We start from the raw sequence: 22427 nt of genomic DNA, 5'->3' as shown, positions 1-22427 counted from the left end.
GGACCCAGCTTACCCGTTGAATGGCGGATGATGTGAACAAACCAACCGACAACCCTGCTGATCCGTTCAAAAAGGCCCTCGCCGAGGCGACCAAGGTCATGGCGGACGATCCTGAACTGACGGTCAGCTATTCGGTTGATCCGGCGGGGCAGACGGCGGAAACGATCCGCCTGCCGCAGGTGACACGCCGTATGACCCGCGACGAGGTGCTGTTGGCCCGTGGCACCGCAGATGCATTTGCCCTGCGCCACAAATTCCACGACCCCAAGATCGCCGCGAAATACATGCCCCAGGGGCAGATGGCCCGCGACCTTTACGATGCGATGGAAACCGCGCGGGTCGAGGCCGTGGGCGCGCGCCATATGCCCGGCACGGCTGGCAATATCGACGCCAAGATCGGCAACGAGGCCGCGCGCAAGGGCTATGACCAGATCCGCGACAAGGCCGAAGCACCACTGGCCACCGCCGCTGGCTACCTGATCCGCCATCTGGCCACGGGCCGCGATCTCCCCAAGGGCGCCGACAATATCATGGGCCTGTGGCGCGACTTTATCGAGGGTCAGGCGGGCGGCACGCTGAATGCTTTGGAAGACACCCTTGGCGACCAGCAGGCCTTTGCCAAATTCGTCCGCCAGATGATCGAGGATCTGGGGTATGGCGACCAGTTGGGCGACGACCCTGACAGCGGTGACGACGAAGATCAGGCCGATCAAAGCCAAGAGGAAGAAGAACAGCCCGACAGCACCGGCGATGATGATGGCGAGGACGAAGAAGCCGAGGCCAGCCCCGAACAGTCGCAAGACGAACAGCAGGACGCATCCCAGGCGCAGGTGTCGATGGATGACCTTGCCGATGAGGAAATGGCCGACGAGACCGAAATGCCCGAGGGCGAAGCGCCTCTTGATCCGCCTGCCCCCCAGCCAGTGTCGGATGCCGACCCGAACTATGCCGTCTACAAATCTGATTTCGATGAAGAAATTGGTGCCGAGGACTTGGCCGAACCGGCAGAACTGGAACGGCTGCGCGCCTATCTGGATCAGCAGCTCGAACCCTTGAAGGGGGCCGTGTCGCGCCTTGCCAATAAGTTGCAGCGCCGCCTTCAGGCGCAGCAAAACCGGTCTTGGGAATTTGACCGCGAGGAAGGGATACTGGACGCAGGCCGCCTTGCCCGTGTGGTTGCAAACCCGACGACACCCCTGTCTTTCAAGGTCGAAAAGGACACCGAATTTCGCGATACCTGCGTGACGTTGCTGCTGGATAACTCCGGTTCGATGCGGGGTCGTCCGATTTCGATTGCAGCGATCTGTGCGGATGTTCTGGCCCGCACGCTGGAACGCTGTCAGGTCAAGGTCGAGATTTTGGGTTTCACCACCCGCGCATGGAAGGGTGGCTCAAGCCGCGAGGCGTGGTTGGCCGATGGTCGTCCGCAACAGCCCGGTCGCCTCAACGATCTGCGCCATATCATCTACAAAAGTGCCGATGCCCCGTGGCGGCGCGCCCGCGACAATCTGGGCCTGATGATGAAAGAGGGCCTGCTGAAGGAAAACATCGACGGCGAGGCGCTGGAATGGGCGCACCGGCGCATGGCTGCGCGCCGCGAGGCCCGCAAGGTGCTGATGGTGATCAGCGATGGCGCGCCGGTAGACGATTCAACTTTGTCCGTTAACCCCGCGAATTATCTGGAAAAACACCTGCGCGACGTGATCGCGCTGGTCGAGAAACGCAAGATGGTGGAACTGATCGCGATTGGCATCGGCCATGACGTGACCCGCTATTATGACCGCGCCGTGACGATCACAGATGTGGAACAACTGGCCGGCGCGATGACCGAACAACTGGCGTCACTGTTTGACAGCGACCCACGCAAACGCGCACGCGTTCTGGGAATGAAAAAGGTCGGTTAGCCGGGGTCAGATCACGCCAATGCGACAGAGTATTATCTTGAAATCAGGGCTGATTTGGCTAAATTGAATAGAAGGGGCAGAAGGAGAATTCGATGGCGACCAAAGGACAGCACGTCGTTCCCAACGGGGGACGGTGGAGTGTGCGCAAGGCTGGGTCAGACCGCGCCTCGAATACCTACGAGACACAAGGCGAGGCGATTGAAGTTGCACGCGAACGCGCCCGCAACCAACATACCGAGCTTTATATTCATGGCCGTGATGGCCGTATTCGCGCACGCGACAGCTATGGCCGAGACCCCTATCCTCCCAAAGGCTAGGGATGCATGAATTTGACCGCAACGTCTTTATCAACTGCCCATTCGATGAAGACTTTGCGCCGCTCCTTCAGGCGATCATCTTTACAGTTATGACCCTCGGCCTTGAGCCGCGACTGGCCACGGAACGGAACGACTCTGGTGAAACGCGTCTGGACAAGATCAAGGAATTGATCGAACAGAGCCGCTTTTCGATCCACGATCTTAGCCGCTGCATTGCCCAGAAAAAGGGCGAGATGTTCCGGTTGAACATGCCTTTTGAGTTGGGGATTGATTATGGCTGTCGCCAATATCTTGGCGGTGATCACCTTGGAAAACGTTTCCTGATCCTCGAAGAGGAACGCTATCGCTTTCAGGCAGCGCTGTCAGATATTTCAGGGTCGGACATCAAGGCGCATGCAGGCGACTATGAAAAGGCGATCCGAATTGTGCGCGACTGGTTGCGCAGTGAAGCCGAGATCAAAGCCCCCGGTCCTGCGGCGCTTCTTGGACAGTATGTAACCTTTCAAGAATGGCATTACGAGCGCCTGCTTGACGAAGGTTACAGCGACGACGACATTCAGGAATACCCGACCTTTGAATTGCTGGAGTCGATCCGAATCTGGATTTCCCAGGGCAAGCCAGTGCAATACCTACGCCCAAAATCACCCCACCGAGGTTAGCCATGTTCCAGACCTTTGCCGACAGCGCCTCTCCAAAACAAGGTCCGCCGCGTCTTGCGGCGTTGCGCGCGGCGATGGCGGCGCAGCGGGTGCAGGGGTTTCTGGTGCCCCGCGCCGATGCCCATCAGGGGGAATACGTTGCCCCCGGCGATGCCCGCCTTGCTTGGCTGACGGGCTTTACCGGATCGGCGGGGTTTGCCTGTGTCCTGCCTAATGTCGCGGGGGTGTTCATCGACGGGCGCTACCGTGTGCAGGTGCGCGATCAGGTGGCCGATGTGTTCACGCCCGTGCATTGGCCCGAAGTGAAGCTGGCCGACTGGCTGAGTGACCACCTGGGTGACGGTGCCAAAATCGGGTTTGATCCGTGGCTGCATACCACGCGCGAGATCGACGCCCTGCGCAAGGATCTTGCCACCACGGCCATCCAGATTGTCGCGACCACCAATCTTGTCGATGAAATCTGGGATGATCGCCCTGCCCCACCCGGTGCCGCCTTTACCGCCTACCCCGATGATCTGGCTGGAAAATCCCACGCGACCAAACGCGCCGAGATTGCAGAAGCCCTGACCAAGGCCGGGGCAACGTCGGCTGTGCTGACCCTGCCTGACAGCATCGCCTGGCTGCTCAATATTCGTGGCACGGATGTGGAGCGCAACCCGGTTCCGCAGGCCTTTGCCGTGGTTCATGCCAGTGGTCAGGTTGATCTGTTCGCGCGCGCGGGCAAGGCGGACGGGATTGCGCAACACCTTGGGCCAGACGTGAACGTGCAAGATGAGGGCGCTTTTCTAGGCGCGCTGGCGGCCCTGCAAGGCCCCGTGCAGATTGACCCGAAATCGGCGCCGCAGATCGTGGCCGATACGCTGGAACAGGCGGGGACCAAGGTGATCCACAGGGATGATCCCTGCCTTCTGCCCAAGGCGATCAAGACCGTGGCGGAAATCGCCGGGGCGCGCGCGGCCCATCTGCGTGACGGTGCGGCAATGGTAAATTTCCTGGCCTGGCTCGACGCAAAGGCGCCAAAGGGCGGCCTGACGGAAATTGATGTGGTCAAGGCACTGGAAGGGTTCCGCCGCGCCACCAACGCGCTGCTGGACATCAGTTTTGAAACGATCAGCGGCGCGGGCGAACACGGCGCGATCGTGCATTACCGTGTGACTGACTCTACGAACCGCCCTGTGCGCCCGGGCGAAGTGTTGCTGGTCGACAGCGGCGGCCAATATATCGACGGCACCACGGATATCACCCGCACAATGGCTATTGGCGCGCCCACGAAGGACCAGCGCGCCTGTTTCACACGGGTCTTGCAGGGGATGATCGCGATCAGCCGCGCGCGCTTTCCGACGGGCGTGACGGGTGCGCATCTGGACGCTTTGGCGCGCTATCCGCTGTGGCTGGCGGGGCAGGATTACGACCACGGCACCGGTCACGGCGTCGGTGCCTACCTGAGCGTTCACGAAGGTCCGCAAGGCATTTCGCGCCGCGCCGCGCCTGTGCCGCTGGAACCGGGCATGATCCTGTCAAACGAGCCGGGCTATTACCGCGAGGGTGAATTTGGCATCCGCATCGAGAACCTGATCACGGTGGTGGATGCGCCCGCCCTAAAAGGGGGCGACGACCGCGCGATGCTGGCCTTTGACACCCTCACCTATGTGCCGATTGATCGCCGTCTGATCGACGCGGCGATGCTGACGCTGGACGAGCGCGCCTGGCTTGATGACTATCACGCCAAGACACTGACCCTGATTGGCCCGCGCGTGGATGGTGCGGCATTTGCGTGGCTCGACAAGGCCTGTGCGCCCCTGTAATCAATGCGCAACAGCATTCGGGGGACCCATGAGCGACCATATCAAGATCAGGCCTGCAAAAGGCACCTTTGTCGTGCGTGCTGGCGGGGCCGTTCTGGGGGAAACCATCCGCGCGCTGGAACTGACCGAGGGCAGCTATCCCGCCGTGGTCTATATCCCGCGCGAGGATATCGCGATGGCGTTCCTTGATCCGTCAGACACCACGTCCTCCTGCCCCCATAAGGGGCTGGCAACATATTTTGATATCGAAGCCAAAAGCGGCACGATCAAGGATGCGGCCTGGTCCTACGAGGCCCCGCATGCGGACGTGGCCGCAATCGCCGGCCACCTGGCGTTTTATGGCAACAAGGTCGCGGTCGAACAGATCTAGGAATGTTCTTCGGCTGACCTGTCAGCCAAGGCGCGGTTCATTGCCCGCAGCGCATCGACCTGAAACAATGCACCCCAAAGCTCGGGCGGGCTGTCTTCGCCCCCCAGTGTCACCACCGGAATATAGGTCGCATTGGTCGCCTCAAAAATCGGCATGGCCTGTTCCAGCGTGGCGTTACCGTCGATATAGGTGCCTTCCCCGATCAAGTCCCAACAGCGGTCCTCGGGGCGGCGCGTTTGGCATCTTTGGCGCGCATGACCGATGCGACCTTGAAAGTAGCCAGCAAATAGGCCTGCGGACCAGCGGCCAGACGAATGCCCTGCCGTTCCAGCATGGTCAAAAAGAATGAACGATCCACAAGTCGCGACGACAGCGAGGTCGACATCGATACCGCCACCATCACCGCCAGCCCGGTTTGCCAATCCCCGGTCATTTCAAACACGATCAGTGTCGTGGAAATCGGCGCGCCCAACACGGCCGCCGCCACCGCCCCCATGCCCGCCAGCGCATAAAGTGTCTGTTCACCTGACACGTCGGGAAAGATCGACGTGGCGACAATGCCAAAGGCCAGCCCCGTCAGCGCCCCGACCAACAACGAGGGCGAGAATATCCCCCCGCCCATGCGCCCGCCCATGGTGATCGCCACGGCGATGATCTTGAGGCAGACAAAAATAACCGCCTCCTGGAACAGCAACTGCCCGGTCAAAGCTTCGGATGTCGTCCCGTAGCCGACGCCAATGATATGCGGGAAATAGATCGCCAACCCGCCCAGCAAGGCCCCCGCCACCGCTGGGCGCAGCCCCCGTGGCAACCCGGTGCGGTCCTGCACGTAATTGGCGATATCATCGGCCCAGAAAATCGCCCGCATCAAGATCACGGCGACCAGCCCGCACAGCAGGCCCAGTAACAAAAAGGCGGGGAGTTCGACATAGAACGACAGCGTATTGCCCACAGGCAGGATAAATTCGGTAACATCGCCAAGCGCCATGCGACTGATGATCGTGCCGGTGACGCTTGCAATCACGATGGGCGCAAAGGCGTGCACGGCAAAGTGGCGCAGGATCACCTCGAGCGCGAAAAGCGCCCCCGCGATGGGGGCGTTGAAACTGGCAGACACGGCGGCGGCCACAGCGCAGCCCAACAGATCGCGCCCGGTAATCCCGTCAGCGCGGATCAGGCGGCAGATCATCGTCGAAACCACGGCCGCGAGATGCACAACCGGACCTTCGCGCCCCGTCGATCCCCCCGATGACAGGGTGATAAAGCTGGCAAGTGCTGACACGGCACCGCGCCGCACCTCGACCCGACCATCATTCAGGGCCGCGCCTTCGATCACATCGGCAACTGAGCGCACCCGCGCATCATCGGTAAAGCGGTCCAGCAGAATACCAACCACCAGCCCGCCGCTAATCGGGATGGCCAGCACCCAATACCACTCCAGCGAGGCCGCGAAATTGTGCAGGCGGGTCACATCGTTGGTGCCGTAAAGCAGCGCTTGCAGCCTTTCGATGCCAAAACGAAACAACACCGCCGCAACGCCTGCCGCGATCCCGATGACAAGCGCGATGAACCAGAACTGTATCTGCGAGGGGCCGCGCGTGCGCACCAGGTGCCACCCATCGGACAAGGAATTGCGCAGTTCGGCCCGCGCCCGCACCATCCAGTGTTCGTTCTGCTTGGCCATTGATCCCCTTGCCCGTCCCGACGGTTTGGCGCCTAGCATGGCCGTATCACACCAAAGGGCAAGGGGGATGCGGTGTGAAACGGTCATATCTTTGCCCGATTGGCGCGGCGCAGAGATTTGTTCGCTTTTTCCGATTGCTAGCGTTAGAATGACCCTAGGGAAGTGAATGCTGCTAAAATGACTTCTGACCGCGACACACCAAAAGACGATCCCGATGATAGCGGGGTGATTGATCGCCTTTACGAGGTGGCGGTCAATCCGATGCGCTATGAGGAATTGCTGGACCACTGGGAAGCGATGATCGCCCCGCAGCGCGCCGCGACCGCCAACGATAGCGGCGCGCCAGCCCTTGGGGTTGATGCGTTCACCGGGCATTTTCTGCGCGCGGACAAGGTGCTGGACCGCTTTATCGCTGAATCACAAAACGACACGCCACAGGCGATGATTGCCCAGATCCGGCAGACGGCGGCGCTGGCTGTGGATAAGTCCCTGCGCCTGATTGCCGTCAACGCTGCGGCGGCGCAGGTGTTTGGTGTGACCAGCGGCGCGCATCTGCGTGAATTACCGCTGGCGGCGGGCGAAGCGGCGATGCTGACCGCACAGGCCGACCGGTTGATCAATGGCAACGCGCATGAACCGGTGATTCTGAGGTTGCGGATGGCCGAAACTGACCGGCTGATGGTCGTGCACCTACGGTTCGTGACCCCCGCGGACCAGCCTCCTTTCGTGATCCTGCTCAGCTCGCAAGTGCAATGGCCTGCCGCCTTTGGCGATATGCTGCACACCGCTTTTGATCTGTCGCCCGCCGAAATCGAGGTGGTGCGCGCCCTGACCCTTGGCCAATCCCTGAGCGATATCGCGGATGCGCGCGAGCGCAGCATTGATACGATCCGCGCGCAGTTGAAATCGGTGATGGGCAAGACCGAAACGCGCAGCCAGTCCGAACTGGTGCGCCTGACCCTTTCTACGATGGACATCGCCCAGTTTTCCGAGGATGCAGCGGCGCGCACGTCGGAAACATCTCAGGGCTTTGATACGCTTGAACCGCGCCCGTTCCAGACAATGAAAACGGCCGATGGGCGCCGCCTTGACTATCTGATCCTTGGCGATCCGGCGGGCAAGCCCTGTTTTTTCTTTCCGCTGGATTACGGGCTGGTGCGCTGGCCCGCCAGTGCCGAGGCCGAGGCCGCGCGCCGGGGCATCAAGATTATCGTGCCGGTGCGGCCCGGGTATGGGCAGTCGACCCCGCTGCCCAAGGGTGTGCCCTATGTGGTGCAACTGGCCGATGACATGCGCGCGCTGCTTGATCATCTGGGGATTGACCGCCTGCCGCTGGTCACTTTGGGCGGCGACAGTTTCATCGCCATCGCCTTTCACGCCGCCTATCCCGAACGGCTGACGGGATTGATCTGTTGTGCGGGTGTACTGCCCCTCACGCGGGCCGAACAATACGAACGCATGGACAAATGGCACCGCTTTATTCTGGCGGGCGCGCGCTATACGCCGCACCTGCTGCCGTTCATGGTCAAGGCGGGGTTTGCCCTTGCGCGCAAGCTGGGCAAGCGCGGTTTCGTCAATGCCGTTTACGGCAAATCGCCGGCGGATGTGGCGACCTTTGGGATCGAGGAAGTCTACGAGGCAATCGTCTGTGGTTCCGAAGTCGCGCTATCAGAGGGGCATTCGGCCCATGATGCGTTCTCGCGCGAGGTGATCGCCCATGAGACCACGAACTGGGCGGCCGAAGTCGCGGCGCTGCGCGGCTCGGTGCCGGTGATATTCCTGAACGGGTTGCAAGACCCGCAGGTGCCGCCCGCGACCCTGGCCGAGTATCAAAACGATCACGACTGGATCGATTTTCGTATCTATCCGGACGCCGGGCAGTTGCTGTTTTTCCTGAAATGGCGCGATGTCCTGCCTTTAATCGAGGAATTTCAAGAGGGTTAACCGTGGCTTACCCCAAATGGGGTAAGACGCCCCGCATGCCAATGTGGTATGATTTTTATCATAGAGACGCTGCTTTTTCCAAACCGCCGAAAGGCATCAGAATAGATTTTCACCGTGCCGCGTGAAGGTGAGTGGTCACAACGCACATTTTCAGAACAGCCGCTTGTGCGGCGCAATGACAGGCCGGATGGTGGCAATGGCACAAACGTATTCCCGTGCAAAACACCGTCCGGCCGTTCTTGTTTGTCGGCGATGGGGACGCGCTGAACTGGTCGCGATGGGCTGCGATATCCCCGTCACGGTGTTGCAGCGTTTGTCAGGCATCCATAAGGGCGCGGGCCGCCGCGCGGGCCTCGTCGGTGATGCGATCACCCGACAACATGCGCGCGATTTCGTCGATCCGCGCGGGAGCATCGAGCGCCACGACAGTTGACAGTGTGACGCTGTCGTCCTGCTGCTTTTCCACCCGCCAGTGATGCCCGCCAAAGGCCGCAACCTGCGGCGAATGGGTCACCACAAGCACCTGCCCGCCCTGCGCCAGATCGGCCAATCGCCGCCCCACCGCATCGGCCGTAGCCCCGCCAACGCCGCGGTCAATTTCATCAAAAATCAGCGTGAGGTTGCTGTCCTCGCCCGTCAGGCAGACCTTGAGGGCCAGCAAGAACCGGCTCAGTTCCCCGCCCGACGCGATTTTGCCAAGCGGCCCCGCAGGCGCGCCCGGGTTGGTGGCGACCGTGAACGACACCTCGTCGGTGCCGTCGGGTCCGGCATCGGCGGCTGTGATTTCTGTTGCGAAAACAGCGCGTTCCATCTTGAGGGGCGCGAGTTCCGTCGCCATCGCACGATCCAGACGGGATGCGGCGGCGCGGCGCGCATCGCCCAGCGTTTGCGCCGCCTTGTCGTATGTCGCCCGCGCCTGCACAACCGCCTGCGTCAATGCCGCCAGATCCGCCGCACCGCTGTCCAGGACCGTCAGGCGCGCGCGCAACCCATCGGCAAAACCGCCCAGATCGTCGGGCAACACGTCATGTTTGCGCGCCAAAGCACGGATCGCAAACAGGCGCTCTTCGCAATCTTCCAGTTCGTGCGGGTTGAAGGCCAGCGCGTCCAGACAGGCCTCGACCCCCTGCTGTGCGGCGTCCAGATCAAGCAGCACCCGTTCCAAGGCGGCCATCGGCGCGTCCAACTGTCCTTCGGCGCGATCTGCAACGCCGCCAAGCCAGCGTGAGGCATCGGTGATCATCCCTTCGGCCCCTTGCAGGCCAAGGGCCTCGCGGGCGCGGGCGATATCCTCGCGGATTTTCTCGGCCGCTTGCATCAGGCGGCGTTCGCCGTCCAGTTTTGCTTCTTCGCCCGGTTCGGGGGCCAATTTGTCCAGTTCGGCGACCGCGTGACGCAGATAATCTTCTTCGGCGCGGGCCTCGGCGAGTCTGCCTTCGGCGGCACCCAGCGCCTTTTGCGCGGCGGTCAAGGCCCGCCATGCCGTGCGCGTTGCTGCCAGCAAGGGGGCGTTGGCCGCGAAATCATCCAGCAACTGGCGATGGCCGCGCGGGTTCAGCAAGCCGCGATCATCGTTCTGGCCATGCAATTCGATCAAGGTATCGGACAAGGCGCGCAGCACCTCGCCACTTACCCTGCGGTCATTGACCCAGGCAGTCTTGCGCCCGTCAGTCGTGTTGATGCGGCGCAGGATCAGCTCAGCTTCGGCTGCGATCCCGGCGTCTTGCAGCACATCATGGGCGGCGTGACCTGCGGGCAAATCGAACACCGCTGTCACTTCACCCTGATCGGCCCCGGCGCGCACAAGTTCGGCGCGCCCGCGCCAACCCAGCACAAACCCCAATGAATCCAGTAAGATAGATTTTCCGGCCCCGGTTTCACCGGTCAGCACATTCAGCCCCGGCTGAAAGGCAAGATCCAACCGGTCAATGATCAACATGTCGCGGATTTCAAGGTGACGCAGCATAGGAAACCGTCAGCTGGAGTTTTGCCTCACCACCCGTTAAAGCCATTCGCCCCGCACCACCTGACGGTAGATCGCCGACAGCCAGTTATCGCCGATGTCGCGCGCCTCGAGGCCACGTCCGGTCAGCAGCGCATAGCCCTCCTGATACCATTCGGTCGATTGGTAGTTGTAACCCAGAATGGCCCCTGCGGTCTGCGCCTCGTCCGTCAGGCCCAGCGACAGATAACTTTCGATCAGACGATACAGCGCCTCGGCGGTGTGGGTGGTCGTCTGAAAATCCTCGACCACGATGCGGAAGCGGTTGATCGCGGCGGCATAGTGACCCCGACGCAGATAATAGCGCCCGATCTCCATTTCCTTGGCGGCCAGATGGTCAAAGGCCAGATCGAATTTCAGGATCGAGGAGCGCGCGTATTCACTGTCGGGATAGCGTTCGATCACGACGCGCAGGGCTTGTAGCGCCTGAAAGGTCAGTCCCTGGTCGCGGCCCACTTCGTCAATCTGGTCGTAATAGGACAGGGCCAGCAGATACTGGGCATATGCCGCGTCCTCATCGGCGGGATAGAAGTCGATGTAACGCTGCGCGGCGGCGCGGCTGTTGGGATAGTCGCGGTCGCGATGATACGAGAACGCCTGCATGATCAGCGCGCGTTTGGCCCATTCGCTATAGGGATAAAGCCGTTCAATTTCACCAAAGTAAAAGGCGGCATCATCGGCCTGCCCACGTTCCAGTTCATATTCGCCGCGCTGGAAAATTTCCTCGGCCGTGTAATTATCAAGGGCGCCGGGCGCGCGCGTATCAAGACCGCCACATGCCGCCACGAAAGTCATGGCAAGCAAGGCTGCACCCAAGAGAACCCGCGACTTTGACAAACTGCTGCGACCTGACATCAAGACGCCCCCGATTAGGATCCTGTGAGGGTCATGTGCCCTCCTCTTGTTATTGGTCTAGCATAGAAAAATCGGGGGCAAAATGCCTTTTGCACCCTTTGGCGCATCCAAGCCCTAGGCGACAGCGTAAAGATCGGCGCGGCTGACACCCACGCCGGGCAAACGCGCAGCACTAGCGGCGTCCACCGTGACCCAGCGCCAGGCATCAGGCGTATCGAACAACGCGCGCAACAGGCGGTTTGTCATGGCGTGACCGGCACGCACACCGGTATAGCGGCCAAGAATCGGCGCGCCGGCGGTATAAAGATCGCCCAATGCATCCAGCATCTTATGGCGCACGGCTTCGTCCTTATGGCGCAAACCGCCGGGGCTGAGGATGGCATCGCCATCCACCACGACCGCGTTTTCATAGGTGCCGCCCAGGGCCAGCCCGTTGGCATGCATCGCGTCCACATCCGCCTTGCGGCAAAAGGTGCGGCTGTCGCACAGTTCGCGCACAAAGGTGCCGTTGGCCATGTTCAGCGCCTTGGCCTGATGGCCAATGGCCGCATCGTCAAAATCGATGGCAAAGTCGATTTGCAGGCTGGTCGCGGGATCAAAGCGGGCGATGCTGCCATCGCGCACAACCTCGATCGGGGTCAGAATTTCGATGGCGCGCAGCGGGCTGGACTGCGCCAGAATGCCCGCATCGACAAAGGCGCGCACAAAGGCGGCGGCGCTGCCGTCCATGATCGGCACCTCGGCGCTGTCGATATCAATGCGCGCGTTGGTGATACCGCAGCCGGCCAGCGCGGCCATCACATGTTCGATGGTCGACACGACGACGCCGTCACCGTTTTCAATCCGTGTATTCAGCGGCGAAACGATCACATGGTGCCATAGCGCGGGTATCACGGGGTTACGCCCCAAAATATCCGTGCGGCAAAATACGACCCCGGTGCTGGCCAGCGCAGGGCGCACGGTCATCGTCACAGGACGGCCTGAATGAAGGCCGACGCCTTGAAACGTAACTGATTTGTTCAACGTAGACTGCACAGAGTCGTCCCTTAGCTTTTTGTTGACCATCAGGTAAGGCGTGGCGCGCCGATGCTCAACTCACACTTTGCAACGTTCTGAAACATCCCCGTAACAGGCGCGCGGAATGCCGCCCGCGCCTGCACAAAGCGTTGTTTTAAAAGAAAAAGGGCCGCATCACAGCGGCCCTTCCATTGTCAAAATGTGACGCGTTTTAGTTCGCCTGACGGCGCAGGAAGGCGGGAATTTCGATCCGTTCCTGTTCCGGGTCAGCGGCTGGCTCCTCGCGCAGGGCCGTGACTTGCGGCTGCGGGCGGGCCTCGGCCTGCTGTTCAGCGGCGTGGCCGGTCATGCGATTGATCAGCGAATTGATCCCGAAACGCGGCTTTTCCTCGGCGTCCAACGGTGCTGCGGCGGCAGGTGCTGCATGCGCGGGACGGGGCGCTTGGCGCTGTTCGGCCGCGGCCTTCAGGCGGGCCATTGTCTCGGGCGAGGGTGTGCCAGCGGCAGGCGCGCGGGGCGCGACAAAGGTTTCAGGCTCGGCCTCGAAGCTGGGTTCGGGGCGGGGCTGATAGGCGGGTTCAGGCAGACCGTCATCGGCAGCGACCTCTTCCTGCACGGGTTCAAAGATGTCCTCGGCCTGTTCGGCGGCGGTGTATTGCTCGTCATCAAACAGGTCTTGCGCGGGTGCCTCGGCGGCGCCTTCTTCAACCCGGGCAGCGACAGGCGCTGGCGCAGGTGTTTCAACATGGTCTTCGGCGGCGACATGCTGTGCCAGCGGCTGCGCCATCGTGCGGCGCGGCACGGGCATGGCTGTCTGGCTGGTCACAGCATCGATTCCTGTGGCCACGACGGATACGCGCATCCGGCCTTCCATGCCGGTATCCAGCGTCGAGCCGACGATGATATTGGCATCGGGATCGACCTTTTCGCGAATCTTGTTGGCGGCTTCGTCAAGTTCGAACAGCGTCAGATCGTAGCCGCCGGTGATGTTGATGAGCACGCCGCGCGCGCCTTCGAGGCTGATTTCGTCGAGAAGCGGGTTGGCGATGGCCTTTTCGGCGGCCTGCACGGCGCGGTCCTGCCCTTCGGCTTCGCCAGTGCCCATCATCGCCTTGCCCATCTCGTCCATCACGGCGCGAACATCGGCGAAATCAAGGTTGATCAGGCCGGGGCGAACCATCAGATCGGTCACACCCTTGACGCCTTGGTAAAGAACATCATCGGCCAGCGCGAATGCTTCGGTGAAGGTGGTGTTTTCCGTCGCCATCCGAAACAGGTTCTGGTTGGGAATGATGATCAGCGTATCGACGACCTTTTGCAGGGCTTCGATGCCCTCATCGGCCTGCGCCATGCGCTTGCCGCCTTCAAACTGGAACGGCTTGGTGACGACGCCGACGGTCAGCACGCCCAATTCGCGGGCGGCCTGGGCGATGATGGGCGCAGCACCTGTTCCAGTGCCCCCGCCCATGCCCGCGGTGATGAAACACATATGCGCACCGGCCAGATGATCGACGATCTGTTCGATGCTTTCTTCGGCGGCGGCGGCCCCGACTGTCGCGCGGGCGCCTGCCCCCAGACCTTCGGTGACTTTGACACCCATCTGGATTTTCGCATCCGAGCGTGACTGCTGAAGCGCCTGTGCGTCGGTGTTGGCAACGACAAACTCAACCCCCTCGAGCGCTTGCTCGATCATGTTGTTCACCGCGTTGCCACCTGCACCGCCAACACCGAATACGGTAATGCGGGGCTTCAGTTCTTCCTGCCCGGGCATGGAAAGGTTCAATGTCATTGCTCTGTCCGCCTGTTTGTTGGCCCGTCCCATTGGGCAAATTCACCTATATTTCGCCGATCCTAGCGGGATAGGTCCGGATCGTCACGGAAAAAACACAATTCAACCGCAAAATGTGGCCCTAAACTGTGCGTTTTCCGCCGGATTTCGGGCAATCGGCAATATCTTGCGTATTACCAGTTGTCCTTAAACCATTTCACCGCCCGTTTCAGCGAACGCGCGGGGTATTTTTCGGCGGGAATCTCGAAGTCCCACCATTCGTCTTGTGGATTTGCCGCAAACAGCGACAGACCGACCGCGCTGGCGAATGCCGGACCGGTCGCGGCCTGTGGCAATCCATGCACGCGCAGCGGGCGGCCAAGGCGCACCTGCTGGCCCAAAATCTTGCTCGCCAGGCCATCAAGGCCCGGGATTTGGCTGGCACCGCCCGTCAGCACGATTTGCTGGCCGGGCAGATGTTCAAACCCTGCCGCATCAAGCCGCACGCGGACTTCCTCGAAGATTTCCTCGACCCGTGGGCGCATGATGCCGATCAGTTCGGCCCGGCTTACAGTGCGACGGTCATGTTCCCAATCGCCCGTGTCGCCGCCAATCTCGATCATTTCGCGGTCGTCCATGCCAGTGGCGACAACCCCGCCGTAGAATGTCTTGATCCGCTCCGCAGTGGCCATCGGCACCTGCAGGCCCATCGAAATGTCGCTGGTCACATGTTCACCCCCCATGCGCACCGCATCGGAATAGATCATGTGTTTCTTGATAAAGACCGAAATACCGGTCGATCCACCACCCAGATCGATACAGGCCGCGCCAAGTTCCTGTTCGTCTTCGACCAGCGCGGAAATCCCCGACACATAGGCCGAGGACGCAAGGCCGGCGAGTTCAAGGTCGCAGCGGTTGATGCAATACAGAAGGTTCTGGATCGCCGAGGCTTCGACCGTCAAAAGGTGCAGGTCGGTGGACAGGCGCTGGCCGATCTGGCCACGCGGATCGCCCATGCCGGTGCGGTTATCAAGCGCGAAGTTCACAGGCTGGGCATGCAGCACCTCGCGCCCCTCGCCATAATCAGGGAGATCGCAGGCGGCGAGCACGCGACCGATGTCGCCCTCGGACACCAGGCCGCCGGCCAGGTCAATCGCGCCGTCCAACCCATATGAGCGCGGACGCGCACCCGACAGGCAGGCAATCACGTGATCCACACGCACGTTGGCCATTTTCTGCGCGGCCTGCAGGGCGGTGCGAATCGCGCGTTCGGTCTCTGACATGGCCTCGACCTCACCAAAGCGCACGCCGCGCGACCTTGTCGTGGCGGCTCCGATCACCCGGAACGACGACTGCCCGGCCATCGACCCGACACCATCGCTGTCGCGGAACCGTTCGGGACCGTCAAAGCGTAGCACAAGGCATGCGATCTTTGACGTGCCCACGTCCAGAATGGCGATCACGCCGCGTTGCATGGCTGCTTGTCGCATGTTGCGCATCGCGCGCTGGCTTTGATACAGCTCTTTCATCATTCACTCATTCCCCATCGGTCATATTAATGCGGCGCATTTCTGTCACCGCCGGTTCATTCAAGCGCACGGTCGGACGATCCGGGTTGCGCATATCCACAATGGCAACGTCCCGTTCCAGCATGTCCTGGGCCTGTGACAGCGCCACGACCCGTTCAAAGGCGCGCACAGGGTCATCCGTGGGCAAAAGTATGCGCTGATCACGGTCCAGCACGATGTCCCAGCGCCGCTCGCCCATCCGCATCACGGCCCGCATCCGCGGCGCAAGCGGACCAGCGGCGCGATAAAGCTGCAAACCCTCGGCCAGTTGTTCGCGCGCGCCGTCACCGGCGATCAGCGGCAGATCGGCGCGATCGGCGCGGAAATACAGCGGCCCGACGATCTGCCCATCGACGTCAATCAGGCGCAGCCCCTCGGACTGGCGCCAGACGGCAACCGGGATTCGCTGCACGATATCCACCTGCAAAATCCCGCCCGGGCGCACCCGTAGCGCGGTCTCGGCGACGGCGTTGAGCGCTTCGACGGTCTCGCGCATCTCTTCGAGGTCCAGATCAAAGGAAGAAATCGGAAATTCGATCGGCAAGACTTCGCGGACTTGCCGGGCAAGTGCATCATCCGCCCCGTCCACGGCCATCATCTGCACCATGAATTCAGGACGTTGTTGAATGCTGTCCACAACCTGCGCGTATTTTTCGGCAATGATTGCGCGATTGTTTTCGTGAATGACCCAGAACCCAAGCGCGAACACCACGACCCCGACCGGCAGGCCGACCTTGATCATGCGCCGGAACAGCGGTGTCAGCATCAGGCGCTGATAACGATAGCCCCAGCGCGAAGGGGCGGGATCGCGGCGAAGGCCGGGTTTCAGCGCGCGCATGAGGCGTCCTCCACCATCCAGCGGCACATATCAGGAAAGGATATCCCGCAATGGGCGGCCTGTTCGGGGGAGAGGGATGTGGGTGTCATCCCCGGTTGGGTGTTGGTTTCCAGCAGGATCAACCCGTCCAGACCACGGGCTTCATCCCAGCGGTAGTCCGTGCGGCTGACACCACGACAGCCCAAGGCGTCATGGGCGCGCAGGGCATAATCCATGCAGGCGTCAAAAATATCCTTGGGCAGGTCGGCGGGAAGAACATGGCGCGACCCGCCTTCTTTATATTTGGCGTCATAGTCATACCAGCCATCGGTCAGGATATCCGTCACCGTCAGGGCGCGGTCGCCCATCACGGTCACGGTCAACTCGCGGCCGGGCACATAGGTTTCGACCATCACCGTGTCAGGCATGGTGTCGTCCAACTGCGGCGGACCGTTGGCGGCGTCATGGACCAGATAGATGCCGACGCTGCTGCCCTCGTTATTGGGTTTGACCACATAGGGGGGTGGCATCACGTGACGCGCGCGCACATCGCCGCGCGCCGCCAGCACGCTGTTGACCACAGGCAGTCCAGCCGCACGAAACGCCGCCTTGGACCTTTCCTTGTCCATCGCCAGGGCCGAGGCCAGCACACCGGAATGGGTATAGGGGATGCACATCCACTCCAGCACGCCCTGCACACAACCGTCTTCGCCCCAGCGGCCATGCAGGGCGTTGAACACGACATCGGGTTTGATATCAGCCAGACGCATAGCAAGATCGTGGCCCGCATCGACCTCGATCACGTCACATCCTGCTTTCACCAAGGCAGCCGCACATTCGCGACCTGAACTGAGCGACACCTCGCGCTCCGCGGAAGGGCCACCCATCAATACTACCACCTTGGGATTTGTCCTGCTCGACATTCCCACTCGCGCCTTACATGCGAACCTTTTGCGGTTCGTCTTTGTTGTGCCCCTGCCTGGGCATGACCATTTTGGCCGGATTATTCGTCTTTAGTGTCTTTGCAATCAGCGGCCGGTTCTCCGACCCGCATAATTTCCCATTCTAACGTGATACCGCTTGAATCGTAAACCTTTTTTCGGACCTCTTCGCCTAATCCTTCCAGATCGGCGGCGGTCGCGCCGCCAGCGTTGGTCAGAAAATTGGAATGTTTGGTATTCATCACCGCCCCACCGCGCGCCGCGCCGCGCATTCCCGCGTCATCAATCACCTTCCAGGCCTTGAGATCGTGGGTATCATCAGCCGCGCCTGTGCTGCTGAATCCGGCGGGGTTGCGAAAGGTGCTGCCTGCCGTGCGGTCCTTGGTGGGTTGGGTTTCGTCACGTTTCGCCAGTTGGTCCGCCATGCGCTGTTCCAGCCTCGCCGGGTCGCCCGCCGGGGCGTTCAGCACGGCCCCCGTGATCACCGCGCCATCGGGCAGGGTGGACTGGCGATAGCCAAGCGCCAGCGCGTCGGCGGGCAGTTCTGTGACCGTCCCGTCACGCAAGACCACGGTCACGCTTTCCAGCACATCGGCCATATAACTGCCGTAACACCCCGCATTCATCCGCACAGCCCCGCCAATTGTGCCGGGGATCGTGCGCAGAAATGTCAAATCCAACCCTTCCGCCGCCGCCTTGCGGGCGACATGGGCGTCCAGGGCTGCCGCCCCTGCCCGCACCCGCGTGCCGTCAAACGCAATGGCGTTAAAGCCGCGGCCCATGCGCACAACCACCGCACGCACACCACCATCACGCACAATCAGGTTACTGCCGACACCCATGGCAAACACCGCGATGGCAGGATCAAGGGCGGCCAGAAACTGCGCCAGATCATCCTGATCGGCCGGCTGGAACAGCCAGTCCGCAGGCCCGCCCACACGCATCCACGTCAGATCGGCCAAGGGGCGGTTCGGGGTCAGCGTGCCGCGCACGGCCGGAAGATCAGTCGTCATTCAATCGCTCAATCATTTTGCGCTGCCTGTGATAGCCGCCAATGACGCCGCCGACCAGCGCGCCGACAAGAACAGGTGTAATGACGAACAATGCAATCAGGATTTGCGCAACGCCAGCGTATTGCCCCGTGGACTGCGTGCCGGAAACAAAGCTGATCAGATACCCCACAGCGGCCAGCCCCGCGAAAATCCAGACGCTCTTGTAGCCGATGATCCGCCCGACCCCGTAGGCCGCAAGCCCACCAATGATAAAAAAGGCGATCGGATAGACGATGGGATCCATACGGCACCCCTAGGCGTTAACGGCCGGATTGGCCCGATTTGCGCCTATGATCGCAAATCCCGCGGTCGGTGTCACGATGATCAGGGTAAAAATGAGGGTGGCCACCCCGCCAGCCACGTCGATTGCCATGCCGATCATGACGATCTGGCCCACTACGCCCCCTCGCCGTTGTTCAGTTGACGCCGCATCCAGCGCCCCAGATAGATCACCGGCCAGCGCAGCACAGAGGCACCCGCCGCCAACACCAACAGCCCCAGCCAGGGCCCGTTTTCATAGGTGACGAAGCCGACCAGCGGAACACCAATCGCGATCAGAACATAGGCGCGCCGCCAATGGTTGTCGCGGCTGGGCACCATCGCTAACAGGTTTGCGACAATGAACCAGAGAAAGGCGAGGATCATGGATATGCTCATTTCGGGATCTCCGGCCTTTCACCGCGCGCGCGGCGGAACAGGTAAATCAACGGGTTTCGAAACATCGACCCGAAAGCAGCAAAGGCCAGGGCCGAGACCCACCAGCCATGAATCAAGCCGATCCAGATGATCAACACAGGGGCCGCGATCAACAGCGCCAGCCCCGGCACCATCTGCCAGCGCATGGGCAGGAAGGCAACCACGGTCGCGGCCAGCACCCAGAACGACGACACAATGATGGCAGTGCTCATAAGAACCCCCGCAGGATCAAGCGCCGCAGCGGTGACGCAAACCCAAGACCGCCGCCCATCACGGCCAGTGCCGCCGCGCCTTCGGCCGGGTTCTGCTGCATATGGAGCAGCAAAAGAACGGTCGCGGCGAGGGCAAAGGCAAACATCATCCGGCGCAACAGTCTGGTGACGGCCAAAAGCCCGGTCAGAACGACTGCCGCAGCGATGATATAGGCCCAGCTCATGTGTTTGCCTTCAGGGCCGCAGGTAAACCGTTGGCCCAGGTGCTGATCGTGCCGGCCCCCAGGCAGACGACCATATCGCCTGGTTTGGCGGTGTCGCGGACCAGTTGCGCCAGTGCGGCCTCATCGGGGACGGCGCGGGCGTCGCGGTGGCCCGCCTGAATGAGGCCCTGCACCAGATCATCGCGGCTTGCGCCCGGAATGGGATCTTCGCCAGCGGCGTAAATATCAGCGATTCCAACCACATCTGCGTCATTGAAACAGGTGCAGAAGTCATCGAACAGGTTGTGCAAACGGCTGTAGCGGTGCGGTTGATGCACGGCGATCACCCGCCCCTCGCTCGATTGGCGCGCGGCCTTGAGCACGGCGGCAATTTCCGTCGGGTGATGGCCGTAGTCGTCAATGATCGTCACGCCGTCAACTTCGCCCACTTTGGTGAAGCGGCGGTTAACCCCGCCAAAACCGGCCAGCGCGGCACGGATTTCGTCCAGTTTCATCCCCAGATGGCGCGCCACGGCCACGGCAGACAGAGCATTGCTGACATTGTGATCGCCGGGCATGGGCAGCGTACAGCCCTTGATCACCGCCCCTTCGTTTTGCAGGACGATGTCGAAATGCGCCACGCCGCCCTTGTAGTGCACCCCTTGGGCACGCACGTCGGCCTGCGCATTGAACCCGTAAGTGACCACGCGGCGGTCGGTGATCTTGGCGACCAGCGCCTGCACATCGTGATCATCGGTGCAGCAGACGGCCAGCCCGTAGAACGGAATGTTGGACACGAAATCAAGAAAGCCGCGATGCAGGTTTTCTTCGGTGCCCCAGTGCTCCATGTGTTCGGGGTCGATATTGGTGACAATCGCGATCGTCGCGGGCAAGCGGTTGAAGGTGCCGTCGGACTCGTCCGCCTCGACCACCATCCATTCGCCCTGCCCCATCCGCGCATTGGACCCGTAAGCATGGATGATCCCGCCGTTGATCACGGTCGGGTCAAAATGCCCCGCGACCATCAGTTCGGCCATCATCGTTGTGGTGGTCGTCTTGCCGTGGGTGCCCGCAACGGCGATGTTGGATTTCAGGCGCATCAGTTCGGCAAGCATTTCGGCACGGCGCACCACCGGAAGGCCACGGCGGCGGGCCTCGTCCAGTTCGGGATTGCCCGGCTTGATGGCGCTTGAAATCACCACCACTTCGGCAGCGTCCAGATTTTCGGCGCGCTGGCCTTCGAATATCAGCGCGCCGTTCCGGGCCAGACGGTCGGTGATTTTCGAGGTCTTGAGGTCGGACCCCTGCACCACATACCCATGGTTGAGCAGCACTTCGGCGATGCCCGACATGCCAATGCCGCCGATTCCGACAAAATGGATCGGGCCAACGTCGAGGGGAAGTTTGGTTGCTGCGTTCATGCCTCGTCTTTCGTGTTTTCGGTGTCGGGGGCGGCCAGGCCAGCGACGTCATCAATCAGCGCCACAAGTCGGTCAGTTGCGTCTGGCACACCACAGGACAGGGCGGCATTCGCCATCGTTGTTGCCACATCCGGCTGGCCCAAGACGCTGGCGATCTGTTGGCTGAGGCTGTCGACCTCAAGCTGGGTTTCAGGGACCAGAATGGCCGCGTCTGCATCCGCCAGCTGGCGGGCATTGGCGGTTTGGTGATCGCCCGTCGCGGCGGCATAAGGCACAAGGATCGCGGGGCGGCCGATGATGCTGATATCGGCCACGCTGCTCGCGCCTGCGCGGCTGATCACCAGCTGCGCATCGGCCATACGGCTGGGGACATCGGTGAAAAAGGTGTCCACGTCGGCGGCGATACATTCATCGGCGTAATAGGTCGCGACACGCATCAGGTCTTCGTCGCGCGCCTGATGGGCGACACGGACGTTGCGGCGGATATTTTCGGGCAGGGCGCTGATTGCAGGCGGGACGATATCGGACAGGATACGTGCGCCCTGACTGCCACCCATCACGAGGATCGACATGGGATAATCACCCGGCGGAATATAGCCCGCGCCTGCACGGTCCAGCACCGCGGCGCGCACCGGGTTGCCGGTGTGGATGCCGGTCACCCCATCGGGCAAAGTGGTCGGCCATGTGCCACAAGCGACCGTGTTCACGCGCTTGGCGAACAGACGGTTCACGCGGCCCAACACGCCGTTTTGTTCGTGGATCATTACCGGCACGCGCAGCACCCAGGCGGCGGTGACAGCAGGGATGCTGGGGTAGCCGCCAAAGCCCACGACAACGGCGGGGCGGTCGCGAAAGGTGCGCCAGATCGCCGCAAAAACGCCGCCCAGTATCCGGAACGGCACGGCCAGTTTGGCACCCGCGCCGCCGCGCGCAAAGGTGGCGCTGCGCACCTGCTTGATGGCGACGGCACTGGGGAATGCGCCTGTGTAGCGCGCGCCGCGCTTGTCCGTGGACAGGGTCACGCGCCAGCCTTTGGCCAGCATCGCCTCGGCGACGGCCTGGGCGGGAAACATGTGACCGCCGGTGCCACCGGCGGCGATGACGATCAGGGGCGCGTCCTTCATGGTGCCATCGGCGCGTGGGTCGTGACCCACGTTACCTTGCCCCGTAAGGTGGGTCGTGACCCACGCCC

The 22427-nt window shown here is 61.8% G+C and carries 21 protein-coding genes and 1 pseudogene; 6 read left to right on the top strand and 16 right to left on the bottom strand.

The features are described from left to right. The first annotated feature begins 32 nt into the window (after window positions 1-32). The 5 genes from cobT to FTO60_RS05400 all read left to right on the top strand — a co-directional run bounded on the left by cobT (window position 33) and on the right by FTO60_RS05400 (window position 5055). Window positions 33-1904, top strand: a complete 1872-nt coding sequence (gene cobT / locus FTO60_RS05420; protein WP_148055008.1) for a cobaltochelatase subunit CobT — start codon at window positions 33-35, stop codon at window positions 1902-1904. 92 nt (window positions 1905-1996) lie between these two features. Continuing rightward, a complete protein-coding gene (locus FTO60_RS05415; protein ID WP_148055007.1) occupies window positions 1997-2221 on the top strand; it encodes a DUF2188 domain-containing protein in 225 nt (74 codons plus the stop codon). Window positions 2222-2223: 2 nt separating this feature from the next. Continuing rightward, window positions 2224-2880 carry a hypothetical protein gene (locus FTO60_RS05410; protein WP_148055006.1) on the top strand — a complete coding sequence of 219 codons (657 nt, stop codon included), beginning with the start codon at window positions 2224-2226 and terminating at the stop codon, window positions 2878-2880. A 2-nt stretch (window positions 2881-2882) separates the two neighbouring features. After that, the gene (locus tag FTO60_RS05405) at window positions 2883-4685 is read left to right on the top strand and encodes an aminopeptidase P family protein (RefSeq protein ID WP_148055005.1); all 1803 of its coding nucleotides are present in this window, start codon (window positions 2883-2885) and stop codon (window positions 4683-4685) included. Window positions 4686-4713: 28 nt separating this feature from the next. After that, window positions 4714-5055, top strand: coding sequence for a DUF427 domain-containing protein (locus FTO60_RS05400; protein ID WP_148055004.1), 342 nt, complete (start codon window positions 4714-4716; stop codon window positions 5053-5055). Here FTO60_RS05400 and FTO60_RS05395 read toward each other — a convergent pair. Further along, window positions 5052-6715 (bottom strand): annotated as a pseudogene (locus FTO60_RS05395) (chloride channel protein). The gene FTO60_RS05400 and the pseudogene FTO60_RS05395 sit on opposite strands and share 4 nt — an antisense overlap. A gap of 201 nt (window positions 6716-6916) precedes the next feature. Here FTO60_RS05395 and FTO60_RS05390 point away from each other — a divergent pair. Next, the gene (locus tag FTO60_RS05390; protein ID WP_148055003.1) at window positions 6917-8683 is read left to right on the top strand and encodes an alpha/beta fold hydrolase; all 1767 of its coding nucleotides are present in this window, start codon (window positions 6917-6919) and stop codon (window positions 8681-8683) included. Window positions 8684-8999: 316 nt separating this feature from the next. On the opposite strand, the gene recN is transcribed toward FTO60_RS05390, so the two are convergent. From recN to murG, 15 genes are all read right to left on the bottom strand, one after another. Further along, a complete protein-coding gene (gene recN, locus FTO60_RS05385; protein ID WP_148055002.1) occupies window positions 9000-10649 on the bottom strand; it encodes a DNA repair protein RecN in 1650 nt (549 codons plus the stop codon). Window positions 10650-10685: 36 nt separating this feature from the next. Continuing rightward, on the bottom strand, window positions 10686-11540 hold the full coding sequence (locus FTO60_RS05380; protein WP_148055001.1) for an outer membrane protein assembly factor BamD: 855 nt from the start codon (window positions 11538-11540) through the stop codon (window positions 10686-10688). A gap of 114 nt (window positions 11541-11654) precedes the next feature. Beyond that, a complete protein-coding gene (lpxC, locus tag FTO60_RS05375; RefSeq protein WP_148055000.1) occupies window positions 11655-12575 on the bottom strand; it encodes a UDP-3-O-acyl-N-acetylglucosamine deacetylase in 921 nt (306 codons plus the stop codon). A 193-nt stretch (window positions 12576-12768) separates the two neighbouring features. After that, window positions 12769-14346 carry a cell division protein FtsZ gene (ftsZ, locus tag FTO60_RS05370; protein ID WP_148054999.1) on the bottom strand — a complete coding sequence of 526 codons (1578 nt, stop codon included), beginning with the start codon at window positions 14344-14346 and terminating at the stop codon, window positions 12769-12771. A gap of 173 nt (window positions 14347-14519) precedes the next feature. Further along, the gene (ftsA, locus tag FTO60_RS05365; protein ID WP_148057058.1) at window positions 14520-15854 is read right to left on the bottom strand and encodes a cell division protein FtsA; all 1335 of its coding nucleotides are present in this window, start codon (window positions 15852-15854) and stop codon (window positions 14520-14522) included. A gap of 7 nt (window positions 15855-15861) precedes the next feature. Further along, window positions 15862-16731: a cell division protein FtsQ/DivIB gene (locus FTO60_RS05360; RefSeq protein WP_148054998.1), complete on the bottom strand. Its 870-nt coding sequence runs from the start codon at window positions 16729-16731 to the stop codon at window positions 15862-15864. Beyond that, a complete protein-coding gene (locus FTO60_RS05355) occupies window positions 16719-17633 on the bottom strand; it encodes a D-alanine--D-alanine ligase (protein WP_172623809.1) in 915 nt (304 codons plus the stop codon). Before FTO60_RS05355 ends, FTO60_RS05360 begins: the two co-directional genes overlap by 13 nt. Window positions 17634-17713: 80 nt before the next feature. Further along, window positions 17714-18664 carry a UDP-N-acetylmuramate dehydrogenase gene (gene murB / locus FTO60_RS05350; protein WP_148054997.1) on the bottom strand — a complete coding sequence of 317 codons (951 nt, stop codon included), beginning with the start codon at window positions 18662-18664 and terminating at the stop codon, window positions 17714-17716. After that, window positions 18654-18947, bottom strand: a complete 294-nt coding sequence (locus tag FTO60_RS05345; protein ID WP_148054996.1) for a hypothetical protein — start codon at window positions 18945-18947, stop codon at window positions 18654-18656. The genes murB and FTO60_RS05345 overlap by 11 nt, the downstream gene beginning before the upstream one ends. A gap of 9 nt (window positions 18948-18956) precedes the next feature. Beyond that, window positions 18957-19100, bottom strand: a complete 144-nt coding sequence (locus FTO60_RS17615; RefSeq protein ID WP_172623808.1) for a hypothetical protein — start codon at window positions 19098-19100, stop codon at window positions 18957-18959. Further along, window positions 19100-19360, bottom strand: coding sequence for a DUF2484 family protein (locus tag FTO60_RS05340; RefSeq protein WP_148054995.1), 261 nt, complete (start codon window positions 19358-19360; stop codon window positions 19100-19102). Before FTO60_RS05340 ends, FTO60_RS17615 begins: the two co-directional genes overlap by 1 nt. Then, window positions 19357-19611: a DUF2484 family protein gene (locus FTO60_RS05335; protein ID WP_148054994.1), complete on the bottom strand. Its 255-nt coding sequence runs from the start codon at window positions 19609-19611 to the stop codon at window positions 19357-19359. The genes FTO60_RS05340 and FTO60_RS05335 overlap by 4 nt, the downstream gene beginning before the upstream one ends. Further along, window positions 19608-19835: a hypothetical protein gene (locus FTO60_RS05330; protein ID WP_148054993.1), complete on the bottom strand. Its 228-nt coding sequence runs from the start codon at window positions 19833-19835 to the stop codon at window positions 19608-19610. The genes FTO60_RS05335 and FTO60_RS05330 overlap by 4 nt, the downstream gene beginning before the upstream one ends. Next, complete coding sequence (gene murC, locus FTO60_RS05325) at window positions 19832-21235, bottom strand: UDP-N-acetylmuramate--L-alanine ligase (protein ID WP_148054992.1); 1404 nt, start codon at window positions 21233-21235, stop codon at window positions 19832-19834. The genes FTO60_RS05330 and murC overlap by 4 nt, the downstream gene beginning before the upstream one ends. Beyond that, window positions 21232-22359 carry an undecaprenyldiphospho-muramoylpentapeptide beta-N-acetylglucosaminyltransferase gene (gene murG / locus FTO60_RS05320; protein ID WP_148057056.1) on the bottom strand — a complete coding sequence of 376 codons (1128 nt, stop codon included), beginning with the start codon at window positions 22357-22359 and terminating at the stop codon, window positions 21232-21234. The genes murC and murG overlap by 4 nt, the downstream gene beginning before the upstream one ends. Window positions 22360-22427: the final 68 nt, after the last annotated feature.

Source organism: Octadecabacter sp. SW4 (assembly GCF_008065155.1).
GTDB lineage: Bacteria > Pseudomonadota > Alphaproteobacteria > Rhodobacterales > Rhodobacteraceae > SW4.
This window is presented reverse-complemented; position numbering and strand designations above follow the sequence as displayed.

Coding starts and splice junctions, on each gene's coding strand:
- FTO60_RS05335 (WP_148054994.1), bottom strand. CDS start 19,611: ATGAGCACTGCCATCATTGTGTCGTCGTTCTGGGTGCTGGCCGCGACC.
- FTO60_RS05405 (WP_148055005.1), top strand. CDS start 2,883: ATGTTCCAGACCTTTGCCGACAGCGCCTCTCCAAAACAAGGTCCGCCG.
- FTO60_RS05360 (WP_148054998.1), bottom strand. CDS start 16,731: ATGCGCGCGCTGAAACCCGGCCTTCGCCGCGATCCCGCCCCTTCGCGC.
- FTO60_RS05330 (WP_148054993.1), bottom strand. CDS start 19,835: ATGAGCTGGGCCTATATCATCGCTGCGGCAGTCGTTCTGACCGGGCTT.
- FTO60_RS05410 (WP_148055006.1), top strand. CDS start 2,224: ATGCATGAATTTGACCGCAACGTCTTTATCAACTGCCCATTCGATGAA.
- FTO60_RS05390 (WP_148055003.1), top strand. CDS start 6,917: ATGACTTCTGACCGCGACACACCAAAAGACGATCCCGATGATAGCGGG.
- FTO60_RS05380 (WP_148055001.1), bottom strand. CDS start 11,540: ATGTCAGGTCGCAGCAGTTTGTCAAAGTCGCGGGTTCTCTTGGGTGCA.
- FTO60_RS05415 (WP_148055007.1), top strand. CDS start 1,997: ATGGCGACCAAAGGACAGCACGTCGTTCCCAACGGGGGACGGTGGAGT.
- FTO60_RS05355 (WP_172623809.1), bottom strand. CDS start 17,633: ATGTCGAGCAGGACAAATCCCAAGGTGGTAGTATTGATGGGTGGCCCT.
- recN (WP_148055002.1), bottom strand. CDS start 10,649: ATGCTGCGTCACCTTGAAATCCGCGACATGTTGATCATTGACCGGTTG.
- ftsA (WP_148057058.1), bottom strand. CDS start 15,854: ATGAAAGAGCTGTATCAAAGCCAGCGCGCGATGCGCAACATGCGACAA.
- murC (WP_148054992.1), bottom strand. CDS start 21,235: ATGAACGCAGCAACCAAACTTCCCCTCGACGTTGGCCCGATCCATTTT.
- murG (WP_148057056.1), bottom strand. CDS start 22,359: ATGAAGGACGCGCCCCTGATCGTCATCGCCGCCGGTGGCACCGGCGGT.
- FTO60_RS05400 (WP_148055004.1), top strand. CDS start 4,714: ATGAGCGACCATATCAAGATCAGGCCTGCAAAAGGCACCTTTGTCGTG.
- murB (WP_148054997.1), bottom strand. CDS start 18,664: ATGACGACTGATCTTCCGGCCGTGCGCGGCACGCTGACCCCGAACCGC.
- FTO60_RS05340 (WP_148054995.1), bottom strand. CDS start 19,360: ATGAGCATATCCATGATCCTCGCCTTTCTCTGGTTCATTGTCGCAAAC.
- ftsZ (WP_148054999.1), bottom strand. CDS start 14,346: ATGACATTGAACCTTTCCATGCCCGGGCAGGAAGAACTGAAGCCCCGC.
- FTO60_RS05345 (WP_148054996.1), bottom strand. CDS start 18,947: ATGGATCCCATCGTCTATCCGATCGCCTTTTTTATCATTGGTGGGCTT.